Source organism: Nocardia sp. NPDC003269, from assembly GCF_042888005.1.
Classification (GTDB): domain Bacteria; phylum Actinomycetota; class Actinomycetes; order Mycobacteriales; family Mycobacteriaceae; genus Nocardia.
This window is the reverse complement of the sequence record NZ_JBIAPA010000001.1, coordinates 79,286-104,516: the sequence shown is the minus strand read 5'-3', so window position 1 is coordinate 104,516 and position 25,231 is coordinate 79,286. Positions and strand designations below refer to the sequence as shown.

The following is a 25,231-nucleotide window of genomic DNA, read 5'->3' as shown; positions in this document are numbered from 1 at the left end:
CGAGGGACCGTACGGCGGCACGCCCGCCGTACGCATCGAAGTACTCGGCCCGTTGCGGGTCGAGGTGGGGGACCGGCCCGCCGATCTGGGTGGACCGCGTCAGCGCGCGCTCCTGGCCCGCCTGGTCCTCGCCGGCGGCGAGGTGGTGTCGACCGATCGCCTGATCGACGACCTCTGGGCGGGCGACCCGCCGCCCAAGGCCCTCGGCGCCCTCCAGGCCCACATCTCCTACCTGCGCCGCGCCCTCGAGCCCGATCGCCCGCCCCGCGCCCCGGCCACCGTGCTGATCTCCGAGGCCCCCGGTTACGCCCTGCGCCTCGACCGGTCCGCGGTCGACGCGTGGCAGTTCGAACGCCTGCTGGCCGACAGCGATCGCGTCGACCCGGCGCGGCGCTACGGGGTGCTCGGCGACGCGCTGTCGTGCTGGCACGGCGAGCCGTACGCCGCCTTCGCCACGGCCCACTGGGTGCTCCCGGAAGCCGCCCGCCTGCACGAACTCCACCGTGTCGCCGTCGAACGCCGCGCCGAAGCGGCACTGGCCCTCGGCCACCCCGACGAGGCATTGGCGCTGCTGCATCCCCACGTCACCGACCACCCCGACCGCGAGCACGCCGCCCGCCTCCTGGCGCTCACCCAGTACCGCCTCGGCCGCCAGCTCGACGCCCTCGCCACTCTCCGCCGGGTCCGCGCCTACCTCGACACCGAGTTCGGCGTCCGCCCCGGCCCGGCCCTGGCCGCCCTCGAAACCGCGATCCTCACCCACGCCCCGGAACTGGACCTGCCACCGACCGCCGAGCCGCCCCACTCGACCGGCGCGAGGCACCCCGCCGATCCGGAGAAGGCGTCGACCGGCCCTGATCACCCGGCCGACCCGGTGCGACGATCGGCTGGATCAGCGCAGTCCGATCCGGCACGACCAGCGCCGGCACTGGCGCAGGCCGATGAGGTGCGGCCCTGGGCGGGACCGGTGCAGGCCGATGAGGTGCGACCCTGGGCCGGATCAGCGCAGCCCGATCCGGCGCGACCATCGGCCGGACTGGTCCAGCCCGATCCGGCGCAACCGCCTGTTGGACGAGCACAGCCCGCCGATGGTGGAGATTCGAGGGGCTCGGCGATCAATTCGGCCGAAGCCGTGCGGCCCGCCGACGACGCGGACCCGGTGACGTCGACGAGTGCACTCGCGAAGGCCGGATCGCTCACCGACCACCTCGCGGGACAGCCCACGCGACTCGTCGGCGACGCCCCGGAGGCATCGGCGAGTGCGGGAGCGGGCGCGGCGAATGCCGCCCGGGTCGGCAGCGGTTCGGATCAGCCGGGCACGCGCACGCGGTTCGGCGGGGTCGCGGTCGGCTACGACGCCGAACGGGCGGCGCTGCTCGCCGAGGCCACCGAGGTGGTGGCGCACGGGCGGGCCAGGGTGGTGTGGCTGGAAGGGGAAGCGGGCGCGGGCAAGACCACCCAGGCCGAATCGCTGGCCTGGGCACTCGCCGCCGACGGATGGACCGTCGTGAGCGCGGCGTGTCCCGAAGTCGACGGCGCGCCCGCCGCCTGGGCTTGGATACATCTGCTCGATGGGCTCGGCGCGCGGGCGTCGGCAGGTCCGGTGCCGGATGGGCTCGGCGCGCAGGCGGGGCCGTTCGCCATCGCGCAGGCGGTGGCCCTGGCGTGTGGGCAGCGACTGGCCGACGGGCCTGTGCTGGTGGTTCTCGAAGATGTCCATCGCGCCGACAGCGCTACCTTGCAGATCCTGCGGCAGCTGGTGGCCTGGCTCGCACATCGGCCGGTGCTGGTCCTGGTCACCGCTCGTGGGTCCGAGGCGGACGCGGGGGTGCGGGCTACGGCCGCGGCGCTGGCGGCCACGACCGGTCGCCGGTTGGAGCTGGGTGGTCTGGATACCGCGGCCGTGCGCGCGGTCGCGGCCCGTGCCGGGTTGGGGTCCATCGATGACGACACCGCCGAGCGGTTGCGCGAGCGGACCGGTGGAAACCCGCTGTTCGTCCGCGAGGTCGCCAAACTCGCTGCGGCGGTGGGCGACCTGCATGCCGTGCCGGATGGCGTGCGCGATGTGCTGAGCCGCCGAATCGCCCGGCTGCCCGCGGGCGCGGCCCGCGCCCTGCGCCTGGCCGCCGTCTGGGGCGACGACATCGACTTCGACACCCTGCTCGAGCTGACCGCCGAGCCGGAGGACACCCTGATCGACCTGGTCGACACCGTCACCGTCGCCGGGCTCGTCCGCATCACCGGCACCGACCGGATCACCTTCGCCCACGCCCTGATCCGCGACGCCGTCTACGGCGACATCCCCGCCCTGCGCCGCGCGAGGCTGCACTGGTCGGCCCTGGAACTCCTCGAACGCCGCACCGGCGCGACCCCGGCCGACCTCGAATCCGATACCGCCACAGTCGACCTCGACGCCATGGCGCACCACGCCATCGCCGGCGCGGGCACCGCGAACGCGACCCGTGCGCTGCGCTACGTCCGCGCCGCCGCCCGCAGGCGCACCGCCCGCCGCGCCCACCAGGACGCCGAGCCACTGTGGCGCTCCGCTCTCGAATTGCACACGCGCGCAGGACACGTCGACGCCACGGCGCCGCGTGCGGATCGCCTCGCGGCCCTGTCGACCACCTGCGCACTGGTCAACGCCCTCGCCTACGGCGGAAACGACGAACAGGCCCGCATCCTGCGCGCCGAAGCCCTGGCGACCGCCCGCACTCTCGCGCCCGGCACCGACGCGCAGCCCGTCACCGGGGACGATGCCCAGATCACCACCGATCCCGTCGTCGCGGTCCTCACCTGCTGGCGCGCCCCCACGATCTGGACCAGCCGGGAACGCGGTGCTCCCGACCGTGCCATGCGGGCCGATCTGGCCGCCGCGCTGACCCGCACGACAGCGCCGGACCTGCGAATCCGGCTGCTCGTCGCCACCGCCTTCGAAGTCGTCGGCTTCGACAACCCGCACGCCTTCGCCTGCTCCGCCGAGGCCCTGCGCGCGGCGCGCGAGCTCGGCGATCCCGAATCGCTGTGCGCCGCACTCAATGCCAGGGCGTTCGTCGCGCTCGGTCCCGATCTGTGGCCGGAACGCGGCGACCTGGCCGACGAGCTGCTGCGCGTGTCGACCGAGGCGGGTCTGCCGGAGTACCAGGCGGTCGCGCATTTCGTGCGCTTCCTCGTCGCCTCGGGTGCGGGCAGGCTCGTCGCCGCGCGGGCCGAGATCGCCAAGGCGCTCGACTGCGCCGAGGGCGGCCAGCTCGGCCCGCTGCTGGTCGTCTCCACCGCGCATCTGGCGGTGCTCGCCGCACTGCGCGGCGACTTCGCGACCGCCGGGGCCATCGATGCCGACCTCAGCGCGCAGATGATCGCGGCGGGTCACGCCAACGGCGCCGAACTGGTCCTGCTGGCCGAGATGATGACCGGCTGGGCGCGCGGCGACCTCGCACCCGGCCTCGACGGTTACGCCGCGCTGAACGCGGCCGCACCGCACGCGCTCAGGCCCGCGTACATGCTGGCCCTGCTCGACGCGGGAGACACCGAGCGAGCGGCCGCGCTGCTCGGCGAGGGTGTTCCGGTCCTGCGTGACTACTACTGGTGCGCGATGTCGGTGTTCGAGGCCAGGGTGGTCGCCCGGATCGGCACGGTCGAGGCGGCCCGGCGGCTCTATCAGGACCTGCTGCCGCGAGCGGGCACCATCGCGGGCATGGACTCCGGGTCGGTCGCCTTCGGTCCGGTCGACATCGTCCTGGCCGAACTGGCCGACCGGCTGGGCAACCACGCCGCCGCTGTCCGGCACCGCGTCGCGGCCGAGGAAGTCCTCGCCGCCGTCGCCGGAGAACTGGCCGCACTCGACAACGCGGGCGCCGCCACAGACCAGGCGGGCGACGGTTCGTCGGCGACCGCGTAGCCACACCTCGGCGACCCGCCCGCGCACGGCTGCCACCGGACCTGGCAGCGGCACTCACTCGCCCGCCAGCACCCGCTCGCGCCGCCGGTACCGAACCCCGAACACCCTCAGCATCACCCGTAACGGCAACCCGCCGTCCCCGGTCACCTCGGCCAACTCCTCGGGCGTGCAGACCGCCGCCATCCGCGGCACCTCGAAACTCAGCACCGCGCCCTTGCGGGCCGCCGCCTCGACCTGGGCCCACTGCGCGGTGGTCAGGTACTCGGTGACGACCGGGAAGACCGTCCGCTCCTCGTCGGCGATGTGCTCGTCGAGCACGGTGTGCAGCCGGGTCAGCCGCTCGGCCAGCGCGGCGGCGGCCCCCGGGCGCCGGGCGACCAGGTCGGCGCTGAGCGTCCTGATCTCGGCCAGCGCCGGGTCGAGCTGGGCGTGGTCGTCGGTGAGCTCCCTGAGCTCGATCGCGTCGCCCGCAGCGGCGGTCAGCGCGGGCCAGAGCACCTCGTCCTCGATGCGATGGTGATGGTGGATGGAGTCGCACAGCAGGCCGAGATAGTCCGCGATCGCGCGGGCACGGCGGGGTGGACACGGTGTCCGGATCGCGCCGAGCTCCCCGGCCAGAACGGCGAACCGGGCGGTATCGGCGAGCATTGCGCGATGGGCCAGGCGCATGCCGAGTAGGTTGGGAGTCGAGCGTATGTCGGTCATCACCCGACAGTGCCCGCGGTCACTTGCGACCCGTTTGCCGTCCGCTGCGCAGGCGGAGTCCCGCACAGCGGGCCCTCCCATCGCGGTGAGGTAGGGGGCAGCAGTACGCTCGTCTTGTTTGCACCACACGTCCCGCAGACAACGCGGGGCATATACGTTGTCTGTTGGAACAGCTGGGGTCCGCTCACAAGCGTGTTCGCCTGGCCGTGCAATGAGGGCACCATCCTAGGAGGACACGAAGATCCATGTCCAAGATCAAGGTTGAAGGTACCGTCGTAGAACTCGACGGCGACGAGATGACCCGGATCATCTGGCAGTTCATCAAGGACAAGCTGATCCACCCGTATCTCGACGTGAACCTCGAGTACTACGACCTCGGCATCGAGTACCGCGACAAGACAGACGACCAGGTCACCGTCGATGCCGCGAACGCCATCAAGAAGTACGGCGTCGGCGTGAAGTGCGCCACCATCACCCCCGACGAAGCGCGGGTGAAGGAGTTCGGCCTCAAGAAGATGTGGCGCTCGCCCAACGGCACCATCCGTAACATTCTGGGTGGCACCATCTTCCGCGCGCCGATCATCATCTCCAACGTGCCCCGCCTGGTGCCCGGCTGGACCAAGCCGATCATCATCGGCCGCCACGCCTTCGGCGACCAGTACCGCGCCACCGACTTCAAGGTCTACGAGGCGGGCACCGTCACGCTGACCTTCACGCCGGAGGACGGCAGCGAGCCGATCGTGCACGAGGTCGTGAAGATGCCCGAGGACGGCGGCGTCGTCATGGGCATGTACAACTTCAAGAAGTCCATCGAGGACTTCGCGCGGGCCTCGTTCAACTACGGCCTGCAGCAGAACTACCCGGTGTACCTCTCCACGAAGAACACCATCCTCAAGGCCTACGACGGCATGTTCAAGGACACCTTCCAGGAAGTCTTCGACGCCGAGTTCAAGGCCGAGTTCGACGCGGCGGGCCTTACCTACGAGCACCGCCTGATCGACGACATGGTCGCCTCCTCCATGAAGTGGGAGGGCGGCTACGTCTGGGCCTGCAAGAACTACGACGGCGACGTGCAGTCCGACACCGTGGCCCAGGGCTTCGGCTCGCTGGGCCTGATGACCTCGGTGCTGCTCACCCCGGACGGCAAGACCTGTGAGGCCGAGGCCGCGCACGGCACCGTCACCCGGCACTACCGCCAGCACCAGCAGGGCAAGCCGACCTCGACCAACCCGATCGCGTCGATCTTCGCCTGGACCCGTGGCCTGGAGCACCGGGGCAAGCTGGACAACACCCCCGAGGTGATCGGCTTCGCGCAGGCGCTCGAGGACGTCGTCATCAAGACCGTCGAAGGCGGCCAGATGACCAAGGACCTGGCGCTGCTCGTCGGCGGCGACCAGGGCTACCTGAGCACCGAGGAATTCCTCGGCGCCCTGGACGTCAACCTGGCCCGCGCGCTGAAGTGAGATAGCCGAGGCTCCGCGCCGAACCGCGGAACCCGCACGGCTGAGAAAGGCGCTCGCATCGAACCCGATGCGAGCGCCTTTTCCGTCGTGATCAACTCATCGGGTCGTTCGTTGTCGAGGGGGGATCGTGGATCGTGATCTGTTGCCATGGCCTGCGGGCTTCGGGTCCGAGCGGCCCGGTTATCCGATGGTCGCCGTGATCGCGGGGTTCTTCGTACCGGGGACTTTGCTGTTCCTGTCGGGCGTCTTCTCGGCGGTCGGCGAGTCCGATCCGCTGCTGGCCGTGTTCTGTGGGGCGGGAGCCCTGATGTGTGGGTCCGGGTTGTTCGTGCTGCCCGTGTTCCTGCGGGTGCGGCGGCGTCGCGTGCCTCGCATGACCATCACGCAGGAACCGGCGATGTACCTCCCCGCTCGGCGGAGCGCCCTGATCGCCCCGCTCGGCCTCGTGCTCGGTGGAAGCCTGTGGACATCCTGCGTGCTCGTGCTCGTGCTGACCGTTCAGGAACCGAACCGTGAACTCGACCACGTGTGGAACTACTGCGTGCTGCTCGCCGGGCTGGCCCTGAGCGGGCTCGGTGTCTACGGCGGATGGACGATCGCGCGATGGCTGCGCTATCGGCTCGGGGTACGCCTCGGACCCGAGGGTCTCGCCGTCGAGTCCGGATTCACCCACCAGACCACCAGCTGGGACGACATCGCCGCCATCGTGCCCACCGAGGAGAACCGCCATCGGGTGGTCGTGGTCCACTCGCGCGACCTCGTCACGGTCCGGCGCACCCGACTGGTGCGGCGCGGCGGCGCCACGGCCGGGCAGATCCGGGTGAACGCGACCGCGCACCGGATCGACCCGGCGCTGCTCTACCACCTGCTCCAGTTCTATCGCGCCGATGCCGATCGTCGCCGCGAACTCGGTACCGAGACCGGCCTCGACCGGGTCCAGGCGGGCGAGCTCGGCGGTGCCTGAGCCGTGGGTGGGATAACTCACGTTCGGCTCGGGTAGCGATCGGGGAGTGGGGCCCGTTGCATGGAGGCGTGACTTCTTCCGTTTCCGCGCCCGGTCTCGTCGAGACGCCGCGTACGAGCTGGCATGTGCCCGCGATGCTGGCGCTCGCGCTGGGTGGGTTCGGGATCGGGACGACCGAGTTCGTGACCATGGGGCTGCTGCCGAATATCGCGGCCGACTTCGACATCTCCGAGCCGGCGGCCGGGCACGCGGTGTCGGCCTACGCGCTGGGGGTGGTGGTCGGGGCGCCGCTGATCGCGGCGCTGTGCGCCCGGGTGCCGCGCAAGAAGCTGCTCATCGCACTGATGGCCGCGTTCACCGTGGGCAATGCGGCGACGGTGCTCGCCCCGACCTTCGGCACGCTGGTGGCGGCCCGGTTCGTCTCCGGTCTGCCGCACGGCGCCTACTTCGGTGTCGCTTCGCTGGCGGCGGCCACCCTCGCGCCGGTCGGGCAGCGGGCCAAGGCGGTGGCGGCGGTGATGCTCGGGCTGAGCGTGGCGAATGTGATCGGGGTGCCGGGCGCGACCTGGCTCGGTCAGCATCTGGGCTGGCGGGACGCCTACGTCGTGGTCGCCGTGATCGGCGTGGCCACGGTGGCCGCGCTGTGGCGGTTCGTGCCCAGCCTGACCGGCATGAAGGTCACCAACCCGCTGACCGAACTCGGCGCGCTGCGCCGCCCGCAGGTGCTGCTCACCCTGGCCGTCGGCGCGATCGGCTTCGGCGGCATGTTCGCCGTCTACACCTACATCGCCACCACGATGACCGACGTGGCGGGCATGGCGATCGGCACCGTCCCGATCGTGCTGGCCCTGTTCGGCCTCGGCATGGTGGCGGGCAACATCCTCGGCGGCGTGCTGGCCGATCGCGGCGTCGACCGCTCGATCTTCGTCGGGATGATCGCGATGGTGGTCATCCTGGCCGGCTTCGTCCTGGCCGCGCACAACCCGATCACCGCCTCGATCGGCGCCTTCCTGGTCGGCGCGTCCGGCGCGGCCCTGGCCCCCGGCCTGCAGACCCGCCTGATGGACGTCGCCGCCGACGCCCAGACCCTCGCCGCCGCCCTCAACCACGCCGCCCTCAACATCGCCAACGCCGCGGGCGCCTGGCTAGGCGGCCTCGTCATCGCAGCAGGCCTCGGCTACACCGCCCCCGCCGCCGTCGGCGCCCTCCTGGCAATCCTCGGCGTCGCCCTCTTCACCATCACCGTCTGGGCGGCTCGCCGCTCGGCCTGACCACCCGGCTGGAGGTCCCACTCCGGCGTCGTGCACAACACGCCGTACCGATTTCGGACCTCCGCTCCTCGGCTATACGGTGCGCTGCATGCCGAGCTACCTGCACGAAGGCTTGCTTGACCTCTTCCGCACAGACATCACCCTGGCTCCGTCGCTGCTGGTCGAACAATTCGGAATGCGGCTGCCCGAGCAAGCCGAGATGCGGGCGGAGCCGTGCGACTTCACCGACATCGGGCCCAAGGAGTATCGCGGCGATTTCGCGCTCAGCACCTGCGATGACCGAAATCGGCCGGTACTCGGCGTATGCGTCGAGGTCCAGCTGAGTTGCAAGGACGATCGGCGCTGGAAATGGCCCGTCTACGTCACCACGCTGCGATCGCGCTTGCGCTGCCAAGCCGTGTTGCTGGTGGTGACGCCCAGCCGACAGGTCGCGAAGTGGGCCTCGAATCCGATCGAACTCGATCCCAACGGGTCGGTCATCCACCCGCGGGTGCTCGGACCCGACCGGTTTCCCATCGTGACCGATCCCGACGAAGCCCGGCGGAGTCCAGAACGCGCGACGCTGTCGGCGATCGCGCACGGGGCCGGTCCGCAGATGGACGAGGTGCTCTCGGCCTTTCTCGCCGGGCTGATGAAAACCGACGATGAACGTGTGAAAATGTACCTTGATCTGGTCGACGACGAGTTGACCGTTGCGGCGAGCCGACGTCTGGAGGAACTTGTGAAGAGCTCTCCCGAATACCGTGGCCGCATCGCCACCAAATATGTGGCCAAAGGTCGTGAAGAAGGGCGCGAAGAAGGCCGAGAGGAAGGGCGCGCGGAGGAAGCCGCCCACGCCGTTCGCACCGTGCTGACCGCCCGCGGGCTCGAGCTGTCCGTGGCGCAACGCACCACGCTCGCCGAATGCACCGATATCGATCAGCTCAACGCCTGGTTGGTGCAGGCCGTAACCGCCACGCGGGCAGAAGAACTCTTCGACTGACGCCCCCACGGGCGCGGTGTCACACTTCGGCCCGCCACATCGTCTTCTCGGTGCGCAACATTCGGCAAGAGGAGAAGGTGTCATGTCAGTAGTGATCAGCAACCCGTCCGAGCTGCACGATCCGACGGGGTTCGGGTACAGCCATGTCGCGCGGGTGACCGGTGAACTGGTCGTCATCGCGGGGCAGTACGACTCCGACGCCGAAGGGCACACCACCAGTACCGATTTCGGTGAGCAGGTGGATCGGGCGTTCGTGAATCTGGGGATCGCCCTGCGGTCCGCGGGCGCGGACTACGCCGACGTCGCGCAGTTGCGCACGTTCATCGTCGACCACGACCTGGACAAGCTGCAGGTGCTCGGCGCCAAGATCGCCGAGATCTGGGGTGATCGTCCACCCGCGCAGACCCTGCTCGGGGTCGCCGCGCTCGCGCTGCCGGGCATGCTGTTCGAGGTAGACGCCCTCGCGGCACTGGGCTGACGCGCGTCGCGCACTCGCCGACCGCCCCGGCGGCGAGTGCGCGCACGAACCCGCCGCGGACAGGCAGTGCGGGACTCGCAGTCTCGCATACTTGACCAATCGGTCGCAATAGACGTTGGTATGCTCGGAAAGTGGCGCGTACCAAAGAATTCGACCCCGATGTGGTCCTGGACCGCGCGCTGGAGCTGTTCTGGCAGCGCGGCTACGAGACGACCTCGATCGCGGATCTGATCGAGCATCTCGGGATCGCCAGGGGCTGTATCTACGCCACGTTCGGCAGCAAACACGAACTTTTCATGATGGCGCTGCAACGCCATCTGGAACGCGTCGACGAGATGATCACCGCGGTCCTGGCCCAGCCCGGACCGGCGCTGCCCGCGATCCGCGAGCTGGTCGACCAGGTCGTGCGCGAGTCCTGCGCGCCGGACAGATTCCTCGGCTGCCTGGTGACGACCGCCGCGGTCGAGCTCGCCGCCCGCGACGCCGACGTCGCCAGGCTGGTCGAATCCAGCTGGGCGCGCACCGAAACGGCGCTGTTCTCCGCGCTGTCGCGCGCCCGCGCGCAGGAGGAACTGCCACCCGACGCGGACGCCAGGGCCATGGCCCGCTTCCTGGTCGTCTTCTTCCAGGGCGTCTGGGTGCTCGAGCGCGCGCCCAATTCCGCCACCCGCCTGCGCGACGCGGGCCGGGTGGCCGTCTCGATCCTGGGCTGAGTCCACGTCCGTATTCGTGAACGACCGGTCGGGATCGTGCGGGGCTATCGCTCGGCCGACGTACTGCCCGCCGGTCGGGCCCAGCCGACGCTGAGCTGCACCGCCCGCTGCCACCGCTCGTACTCCTCGTCGCGCACGGCGCGCTCGGCCTGCGGCACCCACTGCGCCGCCACCCGCCAATTGCGCCGCAGCCCTTGCAGATCCGGCCAGTACCCGACGGCGAGTCCGGCCGCGTAGGCCGCGCCGAGCGAGACCGTCTCGGTCACCAGCGGGCGCATCACCGGAACGCCCAGGACGTCGGCGATGATCTGCATGAGCAGATTGTTGGCCGCCATCCCGCCCGCCACCCGCAGCGATGTCGCCCGCAGTCCGGCGTCGGCGTTCATCGCCTCGACGACATCGCGGGTCTGCCAGGCCGTGGCCTCGAGCACCGCGCGCGCCAGATGGCCCTTGGTGACGTAGGAGGTCAGCCCGATCAGCAGCCCGCGCGCGTCGCTGCGCCAGTGCGGTGCGTAGAGCCCGGAGAAGGCGGGGACCAGGTAGCAGCCGCCGTTGTCGTCGACGGTGCTCGCGAGGGTCTCGATCTCGGGCGCGGTGGCGATCAGGCCGACGATGTCGCGCAGCCACTGCACCAGCGATCCGGTGACCGCGATCGGGCCCTCCAGCGCGTACACCGGGTCGGGTCCGACCTGGTAGCCGATGGTGGTGAGCAGTCCGTGCCGGGAGCGGATCAGTTCGGCGCCGGTGTTCATCATCAGGAATCCGCCGGTGCCGTAGGTGCATTCGGTCTCGCCGGGCGCGAAGCAGGTCTGGCCGAACAGCGCGGCGTGCTGGTCGCCGAGGGCGGCGCCGATCCGGACGCCGGGCGCGACCGTGCGGGCGGTCCCGAAATCGCCGGTCGATGGTTCGATGCGGGGGAGCATGGCGCGCGGAATGTCGAAGAAACGCAACAGTTCCGCGTCCCACTGCCGGGTCGCCAGGTTCATCAGCAGCGTGCGCCCGGCATTGGTGACATCGGTGACGTGCGCGCCGGTGAGGTTCCAGATCAGCCAGGACTCCATGGTCCCGAACAGCACCTCGCCGCGTTCGGCCCGCGCCCGCAGTCCGTCGACGTGGTCGAGCAGCCAGCGCAGCCGGGGCGCGGCGAAGTAGGTGGCCAGCGGCAGCCCGCTCAGCTCCGTGATCCGGTGCGCGCCGGGCATTTCCCGGAACCGCTCGACGAGTTCCTCGGTGCGGATGTCCTGCCAGACGATGGCGGGCCGCACCGGTATCCCGGTCGCGCGATCCCACACCACGGTGGTCTCGCGCTGATTGGCGATCCCGATCGCCGCCACCTGCTCGACGGTGATCCCGGCATCGCGCAGCGCCGCGGGCACGATCTTCTCGACCGTCCGCCAGATCTCCAGCGCGTCCTGCTCGACCCACCCCGAGCGCGGATAGCGCTGACGGTGGGCCCGCTGGGCCAGCCCGGCCAGCCTGGCGTGCCGATCGAAGACGATGCAGCGGGTGGAGGTGGTGCCCTGGTCGAGGGCGAGCACATACCGTTGCGTCACCGGAGCCTCCCGTTCATCGTGCCGCCCCGAGATCGCGATGCACGGCCTGGGCGGCGGCGCGCACCAGCTCCACGGGTGCGGGCCGGATCCGCAACCGGTTGTCGCACAGCCGATCCGTCGGTCCCGAGATCCCGATGGCGGCGACCACCAGTCCTCCTCGAGCCCGGATCGGTGCGGCGATGCCCGCCTCGCCGGAGCGGTATTCCTCGACCTCGCCTGCCCAGCCGGTCCGCCTGACCTCGCCGATCGCGCGGTCCAGCGCTGTCGGGTCGACGATAGTGCGGTGCGTGAATGATTGCAGTGCACCGGGATTCGTCGCGGCATCGTAGGCGAGCAGCACCTTGCCCAGTGCGGTGGCGTGCGCGGGTAGCACCTCGCCGACCGCGAGCACCTGCTCGGTGTTGTCCGGCCGGAACACGTGGTGCACCACCGTCACCCCGGCGGGCCGAGCGACCGCCATCCGCACCGACTCGCCGGTGCGCGACGCGAGCGCGTCGGCGCGGTGGATCGCTCGCGAGCGCAGTTCGTTGACATCGAGGTGATCGGTCCCGAGTTCACCCAGCGCCGGCCCGAGCAGATACCGGCCCGTCGCCGGATCCTGGTCGACGAACCCCACCCCGAGCAGGGTCCGCAGAATGCCGTGCGCGGTGGGTTTGGCCAGGTCGAGGGCGGCGGCGACCTCACCGACCGCCATCGGTCCCGATCCGCGCGCGAGCAGCCGCAGCACGGCGGCGGCTCGCTCGATCGACTGGATCGGACCCGGCACCGCCCGAACCTATCAGCCCGAGCGTTCGGCATTGTCGAACGGCAGCCGTGGCGGCGCGGTCGGGCCGTTCCTAGCGTGGTGTCGGGCTCGACGGTGAGCCCGCGCGAAAGGACCACGATGAATCGGTATGTGGGCGCGATCGACCAGGGCACGACCTCGACGCGTTTCATGGTTTTCGACCACGGCGGCGCCGTCGTCGCCCGGCATCAGCTCGAACACGAGCAGATCATGCCGCGACCCGGCTGGGTCGAACACAACCCCGACGAGATCTGGGAACGCACCCGCACCGTCGTCAAGACCGCGCTCGCCGCGGCCGATCTCACCGCCGCCGACCTGGCCGCGATCGGCGTCACCAACCAGCGCGAGACCACGGTCGTGTGGAACCGCCACACCGGCCGCCCGTACTACAACGCCATCGTCTGGCAGGACACTCGCACCGACCGGATCATCGCCGCGCTCGACGCCGCCGGTCACACCGACCTGATCCGCCGGCGCACCGGACTCCCGCCCGCGCCCTACTTCTCCGGCGGCAAGCTGCGCTGGATCCTCGACAATGTCGAGGGCGTGCGCGCCGACGCCGAACGCGGCGACGCCCTGTTCGGCACCCTCGACACCTGGCTGATCTGGAACCTCACCGGCGGTATCCGCGGCGGCGTGCACGTCACCGACCCCACCAACGCCTCGCGCACCATGCTGATGGACCTCGAGACGCTGGCCTGGGACGACGAACTGCTGCGCGTCTTCGACATCCCGCGCGGGATGCTGCCCGCCATCGCGCCGTCGTCGAACCCGGCGGGCTTCGGCACCACCGACCCCGACGGACCGTTCCAGGGCGCGGTCCCGATCGCCGGGGTGCTCGGCGACCAGCAGGCCGCGAGCGTCGGGCAGGTGTGTTTCCAGCCGGGCGAGGCCAAGAACACCTACGGCACCGGCAATTTCCTGATGCTCAACACCGGTACCGACATCGTGCGCTCGGCGCACGGCCTGCTCACCACCGTCGCCTACCGGTTCGGCGACGACAAACCCGTCTACGCGCTGGAGGGCTCGATCGCGGTCACCGGCTCGGCCGTGCAGTGGCTGCGCGACCAGCTCGGCATCATCGCGGGCGCCGCGCAGATCGAGGACCTGGCCGGCCAGGTCGAGGACGCGGGTGGGGTGTACTTCGTGCCCGCGTTCTCCGGGCTGTTCGCGCCGTACTGGCGACCCGACGCGCGCGGCGCGGTGGTCGGCCTCTCCCGCTACAGCAACAATGCCCACCTGGCCAGGGCGACCCTGGAATCCATCGCCTACCAGACCCGCGACGTGGTCGAGGCAATGCAGCGCGATTCCGGCGTGCGGCTGGCGACGCTGCGCGTAGACGGCGGCGTGACCATGAACAAGCTGGCCATGCAGATCCAGGCCGACCTGCTCGGCGTCCCGGTCTCGCGGCCGGTCGTCGCCGAGACCACCGCGCTCGGCGCCGCCTACGCGGCCGGCCTCGCGGTCGGCGTCTGGGACTCCACCGACGAACTGCTCGCGAACTGGCACGAAGACGTCCGCTGGTTCCCCTCCTGGTCCGACGAGCAGCGCGAGCGCGGCTACCGCCGCTGGCTCAAGGCCGTCGAACGCACCCTCGACTGGGCCGAACTCGACTGATGAACGATCACCTCGACAAGGAGCAAGCCGTGTCCGTTCCCCTGGACTCCCTCTACCGCGACAAGGCGATCGCGGCGCTCGGCGACCACGAGGTCGACGTGCTGGTGATCGGCGGTGGCGTGACCGGTGCCGGCGCCGCGCTCGACGCCGCCTCGCGCGGTCTCTCGGTGACCCTCGTGGAGGCCCGCGACTTCGCCGCGGGCACCTCGAGCCGGTCGTCCAAGCTCATCCACGGTGGCCTGCGCTACCTGGAACAGCTGGACTTCGCGCTGGTCCGCGAGGCGCTCAAAGAGCGTGGGCTGCTGCTGAACTCGCTCGCGCCGCACCTGGTGCGTCCGGTGCCGTTCCTGTTCCCGCTCCAGCACCGGGTCTGGGAGCGCGCCTACATCGGCGCGGGCGTCGCCCTCTACGACACCCTCGGTGGCGCGCGGGCCGTCCCCATGCACAAGCACCTGACCCGCTCCGGCGCACTGGAACTCGCGCCCGCGCTGCGCCCCGACGCGATGACCGGCGCGATCCGCTACTACGACGCCCAGGTCGACGACGCCAGGCACACCATGATGATCGCCAGGACCGCCGCCGACCACGGCGCGACCGTGCTGACCCGCACCAGGGTCACCGGCCTGGTGCGCGACGGTGTGCAAGTCGTCGGCGCGCACGTGGTCGACCTGGAAACCGGTGTCGCTCACACGATCCGGGCCCGCAGCGTGATCAGCGCGACCGGCGTGTGGACCGACGACATGATCAAGATGACCGGCGTCGACTTCCCGTTCCACGTGCGGATGTCCAAGGGCGTGCACATCCTGGTCCCGCGCGACCGGCTCGACCTGCACACCGGCCTGATCATGCGCACCGAGAAGTCCGTGCTGTTCGTGATCCCGTGGGCTGAGCACTGGATCATCGGCACCACCGACACCGCGTGGTCGCTGGACAAGAACCACCCCACCGCCACCGCCGCCGACGTGCAGTACATCCTCGACCACGTCAATGCGCTGCTGCGCGAGCCGCTGACCAGGGCCGACATCGTCGGCACCTACGCCGGGCTGCGGCCGTTGATGACCGGCGCGTCGAAGGAGACGGCCAAGCTCTCGCGCGAGCACGCCGTCGCCGAGCCCGCGCCCGGCCTGTTCGTGATCGCGGGCGGCAAGTACACCACCTACCGGGTGATGGCCGCCGACGTCGTCGACGCCGTCACCGCGCGCCTCGGCGGTGACATCCCCGCCTCGGGAACCGCGCAGTTGCCGATCGTCGGTGCGCACGGCTACCGCGAAATGCTCGCCGAGACAGCCGAACTGGCGGCCACGGTGGGGCTGCCGATCGAGGTCGTCGAGCACCTGCTCGGCCGCTACGGCTCGCTCGCCACCGATATCTTCGACCTCGTCGCCAGTGATCCCGCACTGCGGCAGCCGCTGCCGGGCGCGCCCGACTACCTGGCCGCCGAGGCCGTCTACGCGGTGACCCACGAGGGCGCGCTGCACCTGGACGACCTGCTCACCCGCCGCACCCGCATCTCCATCGAGGTTCCGGATCGCGGGCTCGCGGCCGCGCCGGAGATCGCGCGGCTGATCGCGCCGCTGCTCGGCTGGGACGACGAGACGGCCAACGCCGAGATCAACCGCTACTTCGACCGGGTGCACGCCGAGCTGGCCGCCAACCAGGCGGGCGACGACATCGCCGCGAACACCGCGCGCTTGGTCGCTGTGCGGTGACGCGGGGTGCCGCTCGTGGCGTCGCCGCACACGCGTGGCGTCGCCACGGCGGTATTCCGGTGCGACCGCGGCCTGCCGCTTACCAACAGGTCTGTATGTAAGCGGTAGGATCGGCCGATGACCAGCACCGCAGCCGACAAGCCGCCGCGCCGGACGCAGGAGCAGCGCAGCACCGAGATGCGTGTCCGCCTGCTCGACGCGACCATCGACTGCCTGGTCGAGTACGGCTACGCGGGCACCACCACGCCCCGGGTCGCCGAGCGCGCCGGCGTCACCAGGGGCGCGCAGGTGCACCACTTCGGCTCCAAGCACGACCTGGTCGTCGCCGCGATCAAGCACCTGGCCGAGCTCCGGGTGGCCGCGGCCATGAGCGAGATGGCACAGGTCAGGGTGGGCGACGACCCGGTCGGCGCCGCCCTCGAGTTCCTGTGGGACCTGCATCAGGGCCCGCTGTTCATCGCGACGGTGGAACTGTGGGTGGCGGGCCGGACCGATCCGGTGCTGGCCGCGGCGATGGAAGAGGTCGAACCGCTGGTCAACGCCGCGGTGCTGCGGGCGGTCGCGGAGGTGATCCCGGACGACCTGCGCCGCAAGGGCGCCCGCGATTTCGCCTACACGGCGATGGACGCGCTGCGCGGCATCCTCGTCGCCAATTTCGTCGTCCCCGACCCGGAACGCGCACACCGCCGCTGGCGTCGCGCCATGGTCGACCTGCGCGCGGCGGCGGCCGCCGTGATCGCCGCCGATTCCCGCTGATCCCGGGGCACGGCGAGAGGTTCCGTCGACGGGCACCGGATGACTAGCGTGAGCGCATGGAATCGCACATCGAGCCCCTGTGGGCACCGGCGGTAGCGTCGTGAGCCGGGGCACCATCGTGATCACCGGCGCCAGCTCCGGCCTCGGCGCGGAGATGGCCCGCCAGTTCGCGGCCCTCGGCTACGACCTGGGCCTGTGTGCCCGGCGCACCGAACGTCTCGACGAATTGCGCGCCGAGATCCTGGCCGCGCATCCCGACCGCGCCGTCTCGGTGAAGCGGCTCGACGTCACCGACGACGCCGCCGTGTTCACTGTCTTCGACGAGTTCGCCGCGGAATTCGGCGCGATCGACCGCGTCGTCGTCAACGCGGGACTCGGCAAGGGCGCGCCGCTGGGCACCGGCAAGCACGCCGCCAACCGCGAGACCGCCGTGGTGAACTTCCTCGCCGCGCTGGCCCAGACCGAGGCCGCGATGGCGATCTTCCGCGCCCAGGGCCGCGGCCACCTGGTGATGATCTCCTCGATCTCCGGCCTGCGCGGCATGCCCAAGACCCTGACCACCTACGCCGCCACCAAGGCGGGCGTCGCGGCCCTGGCCGAGGGCCTGCGCGCCGAAGCCGTCCCCGGCGTGGACATCTCGGTGATCTACCCCGGCTACATCCGCTCGGAGATGAACGACCGCATCAAGCACGCCCCGAAGTTCATGGTGGACACCGCGACCGGCGTCCGCGCCATGGTCGCCGCCATCGAGAAGCGCCGCGCCAAGGCCTACGTCCCCGACTGGCCCTGGATTCCCATCGCCTTCGCCCTGCGCACCCTGCCGCTCCCGGTGGTCCGCAAGCTGCTCTGAGCACGACGAAGGCCGTGCCGGGCGAAAGATGTTCGCCCGGCACGGCCTTCGTTCGCTCAGTGCTGGCGGGGCAGTAGGTGCTTGCCCTCGCGGTCGGTGGACAGGGCCAGCGAGCTGATGTACTGGATCTCGCCCTCGGGGCCGGGGATCGCCGAGGCGATCATGTCCGGACGCTCGAACTCCATGCCGGTGACGTGGCACGGCAGCAGGTCGCCCGACGGGTTGCCGTGCTCGTCGAACATCGGCAGCTCGATGCCGTCGTCGGCGCGGCGCAGGTAGTACTTGCCCTTGGTGGCGATCGCGGTGAGCGGCGTCGCCACGAAGGCCACCAGCACCGCGACCAGCGGCGAGTACGGCTTCAGCAGCTCACCGAAGAGGCCGAAGAAGGTCATGATCGACAGCACCGCGGACAGGCCGAAGCCGACCAGGCCGACCGGGTTGAAGTCGTAGAGCATGCCGCGCCGGAACTCCGGCACCTTCGGCGAGATCTTCAGCAGGTACTTGTTCACCGCGATGTCGGTGGCCACGGTGACGATCCAGGCGATGCCGCAGTTGGCGTAGAAGCCCAGGATGTTGTTGAGGAAGTCGAACATGTTCGCTTCCATCAGCACCAGCGCCACACCGAGGTTCACCACCAGGAACACCAGGCGACCGGGGTAGGTCTTGGTCACCCGGGTGTAGGAGTTGGTCCAGGCCAGCGAGCCGGAGTACGCGTTGGTGACATTGATCTTGATCTGGCTGATGACCACCAGCACCACCGCCAGCGTCATGGCCAGCCAGCCCGGCACCATATCGCGGTAGATCTCCAGGAACTGGTGCACCGGCTGGTTCGCGATCCCCTGCGCGGCAGGCAGATTGGCGATCAGGTAGACCGCGAGGAACAGGCCGACGACCTGCTTGGCCGCGCCGAAGAGCACCCAGCCCGGACCCGCGAGCAGCATCCAGCCCCACCACTTGGCCCGGTTCTCCGGCGTGCGCGGCGGCATGAACCGCAGGTAGTCGATCTGCTCGGCGATCTGGGCGATCAGCGACAGGCAGACGCCCGCGGCCAGCAGCGCGCCGGACACGCTCACGCCGCCCCCGTTCTCGCCGCCGTAGGCGAAGAACGAGCCCACCGAATCGGGGTGGCGCACCAGCAGGAAGCCGAACGGCGCCACCATCAGCAGCAGCCACAGCGGCGTGGTCCACACCTGCAGCTTGGCCAGGGTGTTCATGCCGTAGATGACCAGCGGGAAGATGATCACCGTCGACGCCAGATAGCCCATCCAGAGCGGAATTCCGAGGCCCAATTCCAGGCCCTGGGCCATGATCGACCCTTCCAGCGCGAAGAAGATGAAGGTGAACGAGGCGAACACGATATTGGTGATCACCGAGCCGTAGTAGCCGAATCCGCTACCGCGCGTGATCAAATCCAGATCGATGTTGTAGCGCGCCGCGTAATAGGCGAGCGGAAATCCGGTCAGCATCACGACGACGGCGAAGATACCGATGCCGATCAGCGCGTTTCCGGTGCCGTGCGCGATGCCGATATTGGCGCCGATCGCGAAATCGGCGAGATAGGCGATGCCGCCGAGAGCGGAGATGCCGACCACCGCCGGGCTCCATTTGCGGTAGCTCCGCGGGGCGAAACGCAGCGTGTAGTCCTCGAGTGTTTCTTTGGCAGCGGTGTCCGCTCCGGCCATTTTTCCCTCTCCCTCATCCACGCGGCCGTCGAATTCGGCGGCTCACCGACGGTGCTCGATGGATGTAGACACCAATTTTCCGAACCGTTACGCCGCTGTTACGCGGGCGGATGGTGACCGGGGTCACGGAAACCGTTGTGAAGATACATGCAGAGCTGTATGTTTGTGCGCAAGCCTGAGGATGGGAGTTCGATGACGAACAAGGTCTATGTGGTCGGCGTAGGGATGACGAAGTTCGAGAAGCCGGGCCGCAAGCTGGTCGAGGAGGCCGACGGAACCACCCGGGCCTGGGACTATCCGGACATGGCGCGGGAGTCGGGCACCATGGCCCTGGCCGACGCGGGCATCGACTACCGCGAGGTCGAGCAGGCCTACGTCGGCTACGTCTACGGCGAGTCGACCTCCGGGCAGCGCGCGGTCTACGAGCTCGGGATGACCGGCATCCCGGTGGTCAATGTCAACAACAACTGTTCGACCGGCTCCACCGCGCTCTACCTGGCGGCGCAGGCGATCCGGGGCGGGCTGGCCGAGTGCACGCTGGCGCTGGGCTTCGAGAAGATGCAGCCCGGTTCACTCGGCTCCACCTGGGACGACCGCGAACAGCCGATGGCCAAGCACGTGCTGGCGCTGGCGGAGATCTCCGAGGTGCTGTTCCCGGTGGCGCCGTGGATGTTCGGCGCGGCCGGGCGCGAGCACATGAAGCGCTACGGCACCACCGCCGAGCACTTCGCCAAGATCGGCCACAAGAACCACAAGCACTCGGTCAACAACCCGTATTCGCAGTTCCAGGACGAGTATTCGCTCGACGACATCCTGGCCTCGCGGATGATCTACGACCCGCTCACCAAGCTCCAGTGCTCGCCGACCTCGGACGGTTCCGGTGCGGCGATCCTGGCGAGCGAGGACTTCGTCGACCGGCACGATCTGTCGGAGCGCGCGGTCGAGATCGTCGGGCAGGCGATGACCACCGACTACGCCTCGACCTTCGACGGCACCGCCAAGAACCTCATCGGCTACGACATGAATGTCGCCGCCGCGCGGAAGGTCTACGAGCAGGCGGGCCTGGGCGCCGACGACTTCCAGGTGATCGAGCTGCACGACTGCTTCTCCGCCAACGAGCTGCTGCTCTACGAGGCGCTCGGACTCTGCGGCGAGGGCGAGGCCGGGAAGCTGATCGACGCGGGTCAGACCACCTACGGCGGCAAGTGGGTGGTGAACCCCTCCGGCGGCCTGATCTCCAAGGGGCACCCGCTCGGCGCGACCGGCCTGGCCCAGTGCTCCGAGCTCACCTGGCAGCTGCGCGGCACCGCGGGCAAACGCCAGGTCGGCGACGTCACCGCCGCCCTGCAGCACAACATCGGCCTCGGCGGCGCCGCCGTGGTCACCGCCTACCAGCGCGCGGTGCGCTGACCAGCACGAGGAGTACCGCAATGGGACACATCGAAGCCACCAAGACCGTCACCGCCACCCCGGAAGCGCTGTGGGCGGTCGTCTCCGACCCGCAGACCTGGGACAAGTGGTTCACCATCCACGAGAAGTTCATGGAGGAACCGCCCGCCGTGCTGGCCGAGGGCGCCGCGCTGGTCGCCAAGATCGTCATGCTCGGCATGGCCAACAAGATGGAATGGACGGTCAAGGCGGTCGAGGTGCCGAACCGGCTGACCCTCACCGGCGCCGGAATGGCCGGTGTCCGTACCGAATTCACCTTCGACATCCAGCCGTCGGGAGCGGGCAGCACCATCCTGGTCTCCGGCGACTTCGAAGGCGCGCTGATCAAGGGCGCGCTGGGCAAGGCGGTGGAGAAGGACGGCCGCACCCAGCTGGACAAATCTCTCGACCAGCTCGACGCGCTGGCCTCGGCGTAGGGGGCTTCGAATGACAGCGCACGCATCCGGCCGCATCGTCGAGTTCGACGACGCCGGCCTGGAAAAATGGAGTGACGCCGAGGAATTCGCGGTCACCGCGGACCGGATCGCGGACTACGCGGCCGCGACCAACGACCCGATCGCGGCGCACCGTGACGGCAGCGTCGCACCGCCGGTCTTCGCCATCGTCCCGGTGTTCGAGGCCATGATGATGCCGGTCATCGACGTGGCGCCGATGGACATCTTCGGCCGGGTCGTGCACGGCGAGCAGGACTTCCACTTCCACCGGCCGATCCGGCCCGGCGAGCAGCTGGTGTCGCGGGCCAAGGCGGTCGGCTACACCAGCAAGTCGACCGGGACGACCATCACCATCCTGGTCGAATGCCGGGACACCGCGGGCGAACTGGTGAACGAGCAGTACCTCACCGCCTTCTTCCGCAATATCGACGCGGGCAAGTCGGTAGGGGAACAGGCGCCGGCGCATCGCTTCGACGAAAGCCTGCGCGCGAGTGCGCCGTTCGCGGTCGTCGAGCATCACGTCGACGACGACCAGACCTTCCGGTACTCGCCCGCCTCGGGCGATCCGGTGCCGCTGCACCTGGACGAGCAGGTCGCCAAGGACGCCGGATTGCCCGGCATCATCGCGCACGGGCTGTGCACCATGGCGATGGCGTCCTGGGGCGTGCTCACCGCGACGGCGGGCTCGGATGTGCACCGGCTGCGGCGCTTCGCGGTGCGCTTCGCCAAGCTCGTCTTCCCCGGTGACGACCTGCGGACCCGGATCTGGCCGGTGACCAGCGCCGACGGCATCACCACCTACGCCTTCGAGACAGTGCGCGGCGAGGACGTCGTCCTCAGTGACGGCCTCGCCGAGATAAGGAGTCAGTCATGAGTTCCCTGGCGGGCAAGGTCGCCGTGATCACCGGCGCGGGCCGCGGCATCGGCCGCGAGCACGCGCTGCTGTTCGCGCGCGAGGGCGCGAAGGTCGTGGTCAACGATCTCGGCGGCAGCAATACCGGCGAGGGCGCCGACTCCGGGCCGGCGCAGCAGGTCGTCGACGAGATCGTCGCGGCGGGTGGTGTCGCCGTCGCCAATACCGACAATGTCGCGTCGTGGGACGGCGCGCGGAACCTGATCGCCCAGGCGGTCGGTGAGCTCGGCGGACTCGACATCGTCATCAACAACGCGGGCATCCTGCGTGATGTCTTCGTCGCCGCGATGGACGAGGCCCAGTGGGACGCGGTGATCGCGGTGCACCTCAAGGGTCATGCCGCCGTGCTGCACCACGCCGCCGCCTACTGGAAGGCGCAGAGCAAAGCGGGCAACCAGCCCAACGCCGCCGTGGTGAACACCGCGTCGGCCTCGGGCGTCACGCTGCCCAACGCGGGCCAGGCCAACTACGGCGCGGCCAAGGCGGGCATCGCCGCCCTCACCCAGGTCGCCGCCGAGGAGCTGGGCCGCTACGGCGTGCGGGTCAACGCGATCGCGCCGATCGCCCGCACCCGGCTCACCCTGGCCACGCCGGGCATGGGCGCGATGTTCGCCGCCGAGGCCGCCGCGGCCGAGGAATCCGGCGGGTTCGACGCGTTCAGCCCGGCCAATATCTCGCCGCTGGTCGCCTATCTGGCCTCGGACAAGTGCCCGATCACCGGCAAGGTGTTCGCCGTGCAAGGAGGCGCCATCTCGGAGCTGGCCGGCTGGCACGATGTGAAGACGATCGAGACCGAAGGGCCGTGGGCGATCGACGACATCGCCGTGCGGCTGCCCTGAGCGCGGGAGACGACGATGATCGAATGGTCCGAAACCGATCTGATGATCCGCGACGCCGTGCGGACCTTCATCGACAAGGAGGTCCGTCCGCATCTGGACGCCCTCGACAGCGGTGAGCTGCTGCCCTACCCGATCCTGCGGAAACTGTTCAGCCAGTTCGGGATCGACGCCATGGGCGAGGACGCGGTCACCAAGATGCTGGCCAAGGAGGCGGCCGGTCCCGGCGAGAAGTCCGGCGGTGGCGGTGGGTCCCCGTTCGCCGGGCAGCAGTCGATGATGGCGGTGCTGATCAGCGAACTGTCCGGGGTCTGTATGGGATTGGTGTCCGCGCTGGGTGTCAGCATCGGGCTGGGCGCCACCACCATCATGTCGCGGGGCACCCTGGCGCAGAAGGAGCGCTGGCTCGCCGACATCGTCACCCTGCGCAAGGTGGCGTCCTGGGCGATCACCGAGCCCGATTCCGGCTCGGATGCGTTCGGCGGCATGAAGACCCGGGTCGAGCGCGACGGCGAGGACTACATCCTCAACGGCCAGAAGACCTTCATCACCAACGGCCCGTGCGCCGACGTGATGATCGTCTACGCCAAGCTCGACGAGGGCGACGGCGCCGACAAGCGCGACCGCAAGGTGCTGACCTTCGTGCTGGACAAGGGCATGGAAGGACTCACCCAGGGCAAGCCGTTCAAGAAGATGGGCCTGCACTCCTCGCCCACCGGGGAACTGTTCTTCGACAATGTCCGGCTCGGCCGCGACCGGCTGCTCGGCGAGACCGAGGACCATCGCGGCGGCGACGGCCGCGACAGCGCCAGAGCCAGTTTCACCGCCGAGCGGATCGGCGTCGGCTTCATGGCGCTGGGCATCATCGAGGAATGCCATCGGCTCTGCGTCGACTACGCGCGCACCCGCACGCTGTGGGGACAGGAGATCGGCAGGTTCCAGCTGATCCAGCTCAAGCTGGCCAAGATGGAGGTCGCCCGGATCAATGTGCAGAACATGGTGTTCAACGTGCTCGAGCGGGGCAAGGCGGGCAAGCCGCCGAGCCTGGCCGAGGCGTCGGCGATGAAGCTCTACTGCTCCGAGGCGGCCACCGAGGTCGCGATGGAGGCGGTGCAGCTGTTCGGGGGCAACGGGTACATGAGCGAGTACCGGGTGGAGCAGCTGGCGCGCGACGCGAAGTCGCTGATGATCTACGCGGGCAGCAACGAGATCCAGGTGACCCACATCGCCAAGGGTCTGCTCGGCAAGTAGGCGAAGACGAACCCGGCCGCGCGCGTGTCGCGCGGCCGGGTTCGCGGGTGTTCAGACCGCGCGCAGGTGACCGCGGCTGGCGTAGATGTGCTCGGCGATCAGGGTGGCGATCCGGTCCGGTGCCTCCAGCATCGGCACATGACCCACGCCGTTGACCAGGATGCGGTCCGCGGATTCGGGGAGTTCGCGCAGGTAGCGGGTGGCGTAGACGTGGTTGGGGATGATCCGGTCGTACTCGGCGAGCAGCATGCGGACCGGGGTGGACAGCTCGTTCAGGTCGTCCATCGCGGGCGCGCGCAGGCCGCCGAGCAGCATCGGGATGATCGCGTCGCAGTGCAGGACGGCCGCGATGATCGTCGCGAGGTCGCGCCGGGCCACCGCGCCGGTGTGCTTGCTCAGCATCAGCGCGGCGACCTGCTGCACCACCGGGTTGTTGATCACCAGGCCGCCGAGCCGCTTGCCGACCTCGACGAACGGGACCATCGAGGCGAACTTCGCGCCGACCCGCAGCTGGGTGAACGAGGGCGTACTCCAGCCGCCCGCCGGCGCGATCGCGGTGAGCGTGCGGGCCCGCCCGCGCCGCGCCAGCTCCAAACCGACCCAGCCGCCCAGCGAGTTCCCCGCGATATGGCAGGTCCGCCAGCCCAGTTCGTCGAGCTGATCTTCGATCTGATCGGCCAGCGCGTACACATCCAGCGACCAGCCCTCGACCTTCGGCCCGCCCCAGTGCCCGGCGAACGCGGGCGCGTACACCTCACAGTGGGCCGACATCCGCCGCGCCACCTGCTCCCAGCAGTGCGGCGACAACATGAACCCGTGCAACAGCAGAACCGGGTCACCGGACCCGAGATGCAGCGCCGCGACGGGCGACGGCCGGGCAGTGGACTTGGCGGTGCGTGACGTCATCGTCAATCACCCCTTCC

General features: G+C 69.9%; 21 protein-coding genes. 16 read left to right on the top strand and 5 right to left on the bottom strand.

Translation table 11 applies throughout. From position 1 onward, the window contains the following. Positions 1 to 52: 52 nt before the first annotated feature. Positions 53 to 3,898, top strand: a complete 3,846-nt coding sequence (locus ACFYWJ_RS00490; protein ID WP_355271548.1) for a BTAD domain-containing putative transcriptional regulator — start codon at positions 53 to 55, stop codon at positions 3,896 to 3,898. 54 nt (positions 3,899 to 3,952) lie between these two features. Here ACFYWJ_RS00490 and ACFYWJ_RS00485 read toward each other — a convergent pair whose 3' ends face one another. Next, a complete protein-coding gene (locus ACFYWJ_RS00485) occupies positions 3,953 to 4,603 on the bottom strand; it encodes a hemerythrin domain-containing protein (protein WP_355271550.1) in 651 nt (216 codons plus the stop codon). Between the two features lie 245 nt (positions 4,604 to 4,848). Between ACFYWJ_RS00485 and ACFYWJ_RS00480 the strand changes: the two genes are divergently transcribed. The 6 genes from ACFYWJ_RS00480 (at position 4,849) to ACFYWJ_RS00455 (ending at position 10,474) form a co-directional block, all read left to right on the top strand. Then, positions 4,849 to 6,066, top strand: a complete 1,218-nt coding sequence (locus ACFYWJ_RS00480; protein WP_218717647.1) for an NADP-dependent isocitrate dehydrogenase — start codon at positions 4,849 to 4,851, stop codon at positions 6,064 to 6,066. 127 nt (positions 6,067 to 6,193) lie between these two features. Beyond that, complete coding sequence (locus ACFYWJ_RS00475) at positions 6,194 to 7,030, top strand: hypothetical protein (protein WP_387160440.1); 837 nt, start codon at positions 6,194 to 6,196, stop codon at positions 7,028 to 7,030. Positions 7,031 to 7,164: 134 nt separating this feature from the next. Further along, positions 7,165 to 8,301, top strand: coding sequence for an MFS transporter (locus ACFYWJ_RS00470; protein ID WP_355271741.1), 1,137 nt, complete (start codon positions 7,165 to 7,167; stop codon positions 8,299 to 8,301). Positions 8,302 to 8,389: 88 nt separating this feature from the next. Beyond that, complete coding sequence (locus ACFYWJ_RS00465; RefSeq protein ID WP_355271553.1) at positions 8,390 to 9,283, top strand: hypothetical protein; 894 nt, start codon at positions 8,390 to 8,392, stop codon at positions 9,281 to 9,283. 82 nt (positions 9,284 to 9,365) lie between these two features. Further along, on the top strand, positions 9,366 to 9,761 hold the full coding sequence (locus tag ACFYWJ_RS00460; RefSeq protein ID WP_355271555.1) for a Rid family hydrolase: 396 nt from the start codon (positions 9,366 to 9,368) through the stop codon (positions 9,759 to 9,761). 131 nt (positions 9,762 to 9,892) lie between these two features. After that, a complete protein-coding gene (locus ACFYWJ_RS00455) occupies positions 9,893 to 10,474 on the top strand; it encodes a TetR family transcriptional regulator (protein WP_355271557.1) in 582 nt (193 codons plus the stop codon). A 44-nt stretch (positions 10,475 to 10,518) separates the two neighbouring features. Here the strand turns inward: ACFYWJ_RS00455 and glpK (ACFYWJ_RS00450) are convergent, their stop codons facing one another. Together glpK (ACFYWJ_RS00450) and ACFYWJ_RS00445 are read right to left on the bottom strand one after the other, a co-directional pair. Then, complete coding sequence (glpK, locus tag ACFYWJ_RS00450) at positions 10,519 to 12,027, bottom strand: glycerol kinase GlpK (protein WP_355271559.1); 1,509 nt, start codon at positions 12,025 to 12,027, stop codon at positions 10,519 to 10,521. 13 nt (positions 12,028 to 12,040) lie between these two features. Next, positions 12,041 to 12,793 (bottom strand): IclR family transcriptional regulator, encoded by a 753-nt coding sequence (locus tag ACFYWJ_RS00445; protein ID WP_355271561.1) that lies wholly within the window; start codon positions 12,791 to 12,793, stop codon positions 12,041 to 12,043. Positions 12,794 to 12,910: 117 nt separating this feature from the next. Here ACFYWJ_RS00445 and glpK (ACFYWJ_RS00440) point away from each other — a divergent pair, with 117 nt between their 5' ends. The 4 genes from glpK (ACFYWJ_RS00440) to ACFYWJ_RS00425 all read left to right on the top strand — a co-directional run bounded on the left by glpK (ACFYWJ_RS00440) (position 12,911) and on the right by ACFYWJ_RS00425 (position 17,743). Beyond that, entirely contained in the window at positions 12,911 to 14,428 is a 1,518-nt protein-coding gene (gene glpK, locus ACFYWJ_RS00440) for a glycerol kinase GlpK (protein WP_355271562.1), read from the top strand. Between the two features lie 29 nt (positions 14,429 to 14,457). Continuing rightward, the gene (locus ACFYWJ_RS00435; protein ID WP_355271564.1) at positions 14,458 to 16,137 is read left to right on the top strand and encodes a glycerol-3-phosphate dehydrogenase/oxidase; all 1,680 of its coding nucleotides are present in this window, start codon (positions 14,458 to 14,460) and stop codon (positions 16,135 to 16,137) included. A 117-nt stretch (positions 16,138 to 16,254) separates the two neighbouring features. Next, entirely contained in the window at positions 16,255 to 16,893 is a 639-nt protein-coding gene (locus ACFYWJ_RS00430) for a TetR/AcrR family transcriptional regulator (protein WP_355271566.1), read from the top strand. A 100-nt stretch (positions 16,894 to 16,993) separates the two neighbouring features. Next, on the top strand, positions 16,994 to 17,743 hold the full coding sequence (locus ACFYWJ_RS00425; protein ID WP_355271568.1) for an SDR family oxidoreductase: 750 nt from the start codon (positions 16,994 to 16,996) through the stop codon (positions 17,741 to 17,743). Between the two features lie 56 nt (positions 17,744 to 17,799). On the opposite strand, the gene ACFYWJ_RS00420 is transcribed toward ACFYWJ_RS00425, so the two are convergent. Further along, positions 17,800 to 19,425, bottom strand: coding sequence for a hypothetical protein (locus ACFYWJ_RS00420; RefSeq protein WP_355271570.1), 1,626 nt, complete (start codon positions 19,423 to 19,425; stop codon positions 17,800 to 17,802). Between the two features lie 192 nt (positions 19,426 to 19,617). Between ACFYWJ_RS00420 and ACFYWJ_RS00415 the strand changes: the two genes are divergently transcribed. From ACFYWJ_RS00415 to ACFYWJ_RS00395, 5 genes are read left to right on the top strand one after another with little or no spacing between them, the layout of a single operon-like run. Further along, the gene (locus tag ACFYWJ_RS00415; protein ID WP_355271571.1) at positions 19,618 to 20,835 is read left to right on the top strand and encodes a lipid-transfer protein; all 1,218 of its coding nucleotides are present in this window, start codon (positions 19,618 to 19,620) and stop codon (positions 20,833 to 20,835) included. A 20-nt stretch (positions 20,836 to 20,855) separates the two neighbouring features. Beyond that, positions 20,856 to 21,290: an SRPBCC family protein gene (locus ACFYWJ_RS00410; protein WP_355271572.1), complete on the top strand. Its 435-nt coding sequence runs from the start codon at positions 20,856 to 20,858 to the stop codon at positions 21,288 to 21,290. A gap of 10 nt (positions 21,291 to 21,300) precedes the next feature. After that, positions 21,301 to 22,182: a MaoC/PaaZ C-terminal domain-containing protein gene (locus ACFYWJ_RS00405; RefSeq protein ID WP_355271574.1), complete on the top strand. Its 882-nt coding sequence runs from the start codon at positions 21,301 to 21,303 to the stop codon at positions 22,180 to 22,182. Continuing rightward, complete coding sequence (locus tag ACFYWJ_RS00400; RefSeq protein WP_355271575.1) at positions 22,179 to 23,060, top strand: SDR family oxidoreductase; 882 nt, start codon at positions 22,179 to 22,181, stop codon at positions 23,058 to 23,060. Before ACFYWJ_RS00405 ends, ACFYWJ_RS00400 begins: the two co-directional genes overlap by 4 nt. 15 nt (positions 23,061 to 23,075) lie before the next feature. Then, on the top strand, positions 23,076 to 24,308 hold the full coding sequence (locus tag ACFYWJ_RS00395; protein WP_355271576.1) for an acyl-CoA dehydrogenase family protein: 1,233 nt from the start codon (positions 23,076 to 23,078) through the stop codon (positions 24,306 to 24,308). Positions 24,309 to 24,359: 51 nt separating this feature from the next. Here ACFYWJ_RS00395 and ACFYWJ_RS00390 read toward each other — a convergent pair whose 3' ends face one another. Next, complete coding sequence (locus ACFYWJ_RS00390; protein WP_355271577.1) at positions 24,360 to 25,214, bottom strand: alpha/beta hydrolase; 855 nt, start codon at positions 25,212 to 25,214, stop codon at positions 24,360 to 24,362. Positions 25,215 to 25,231: the final 17 nt, after the last annotated feature.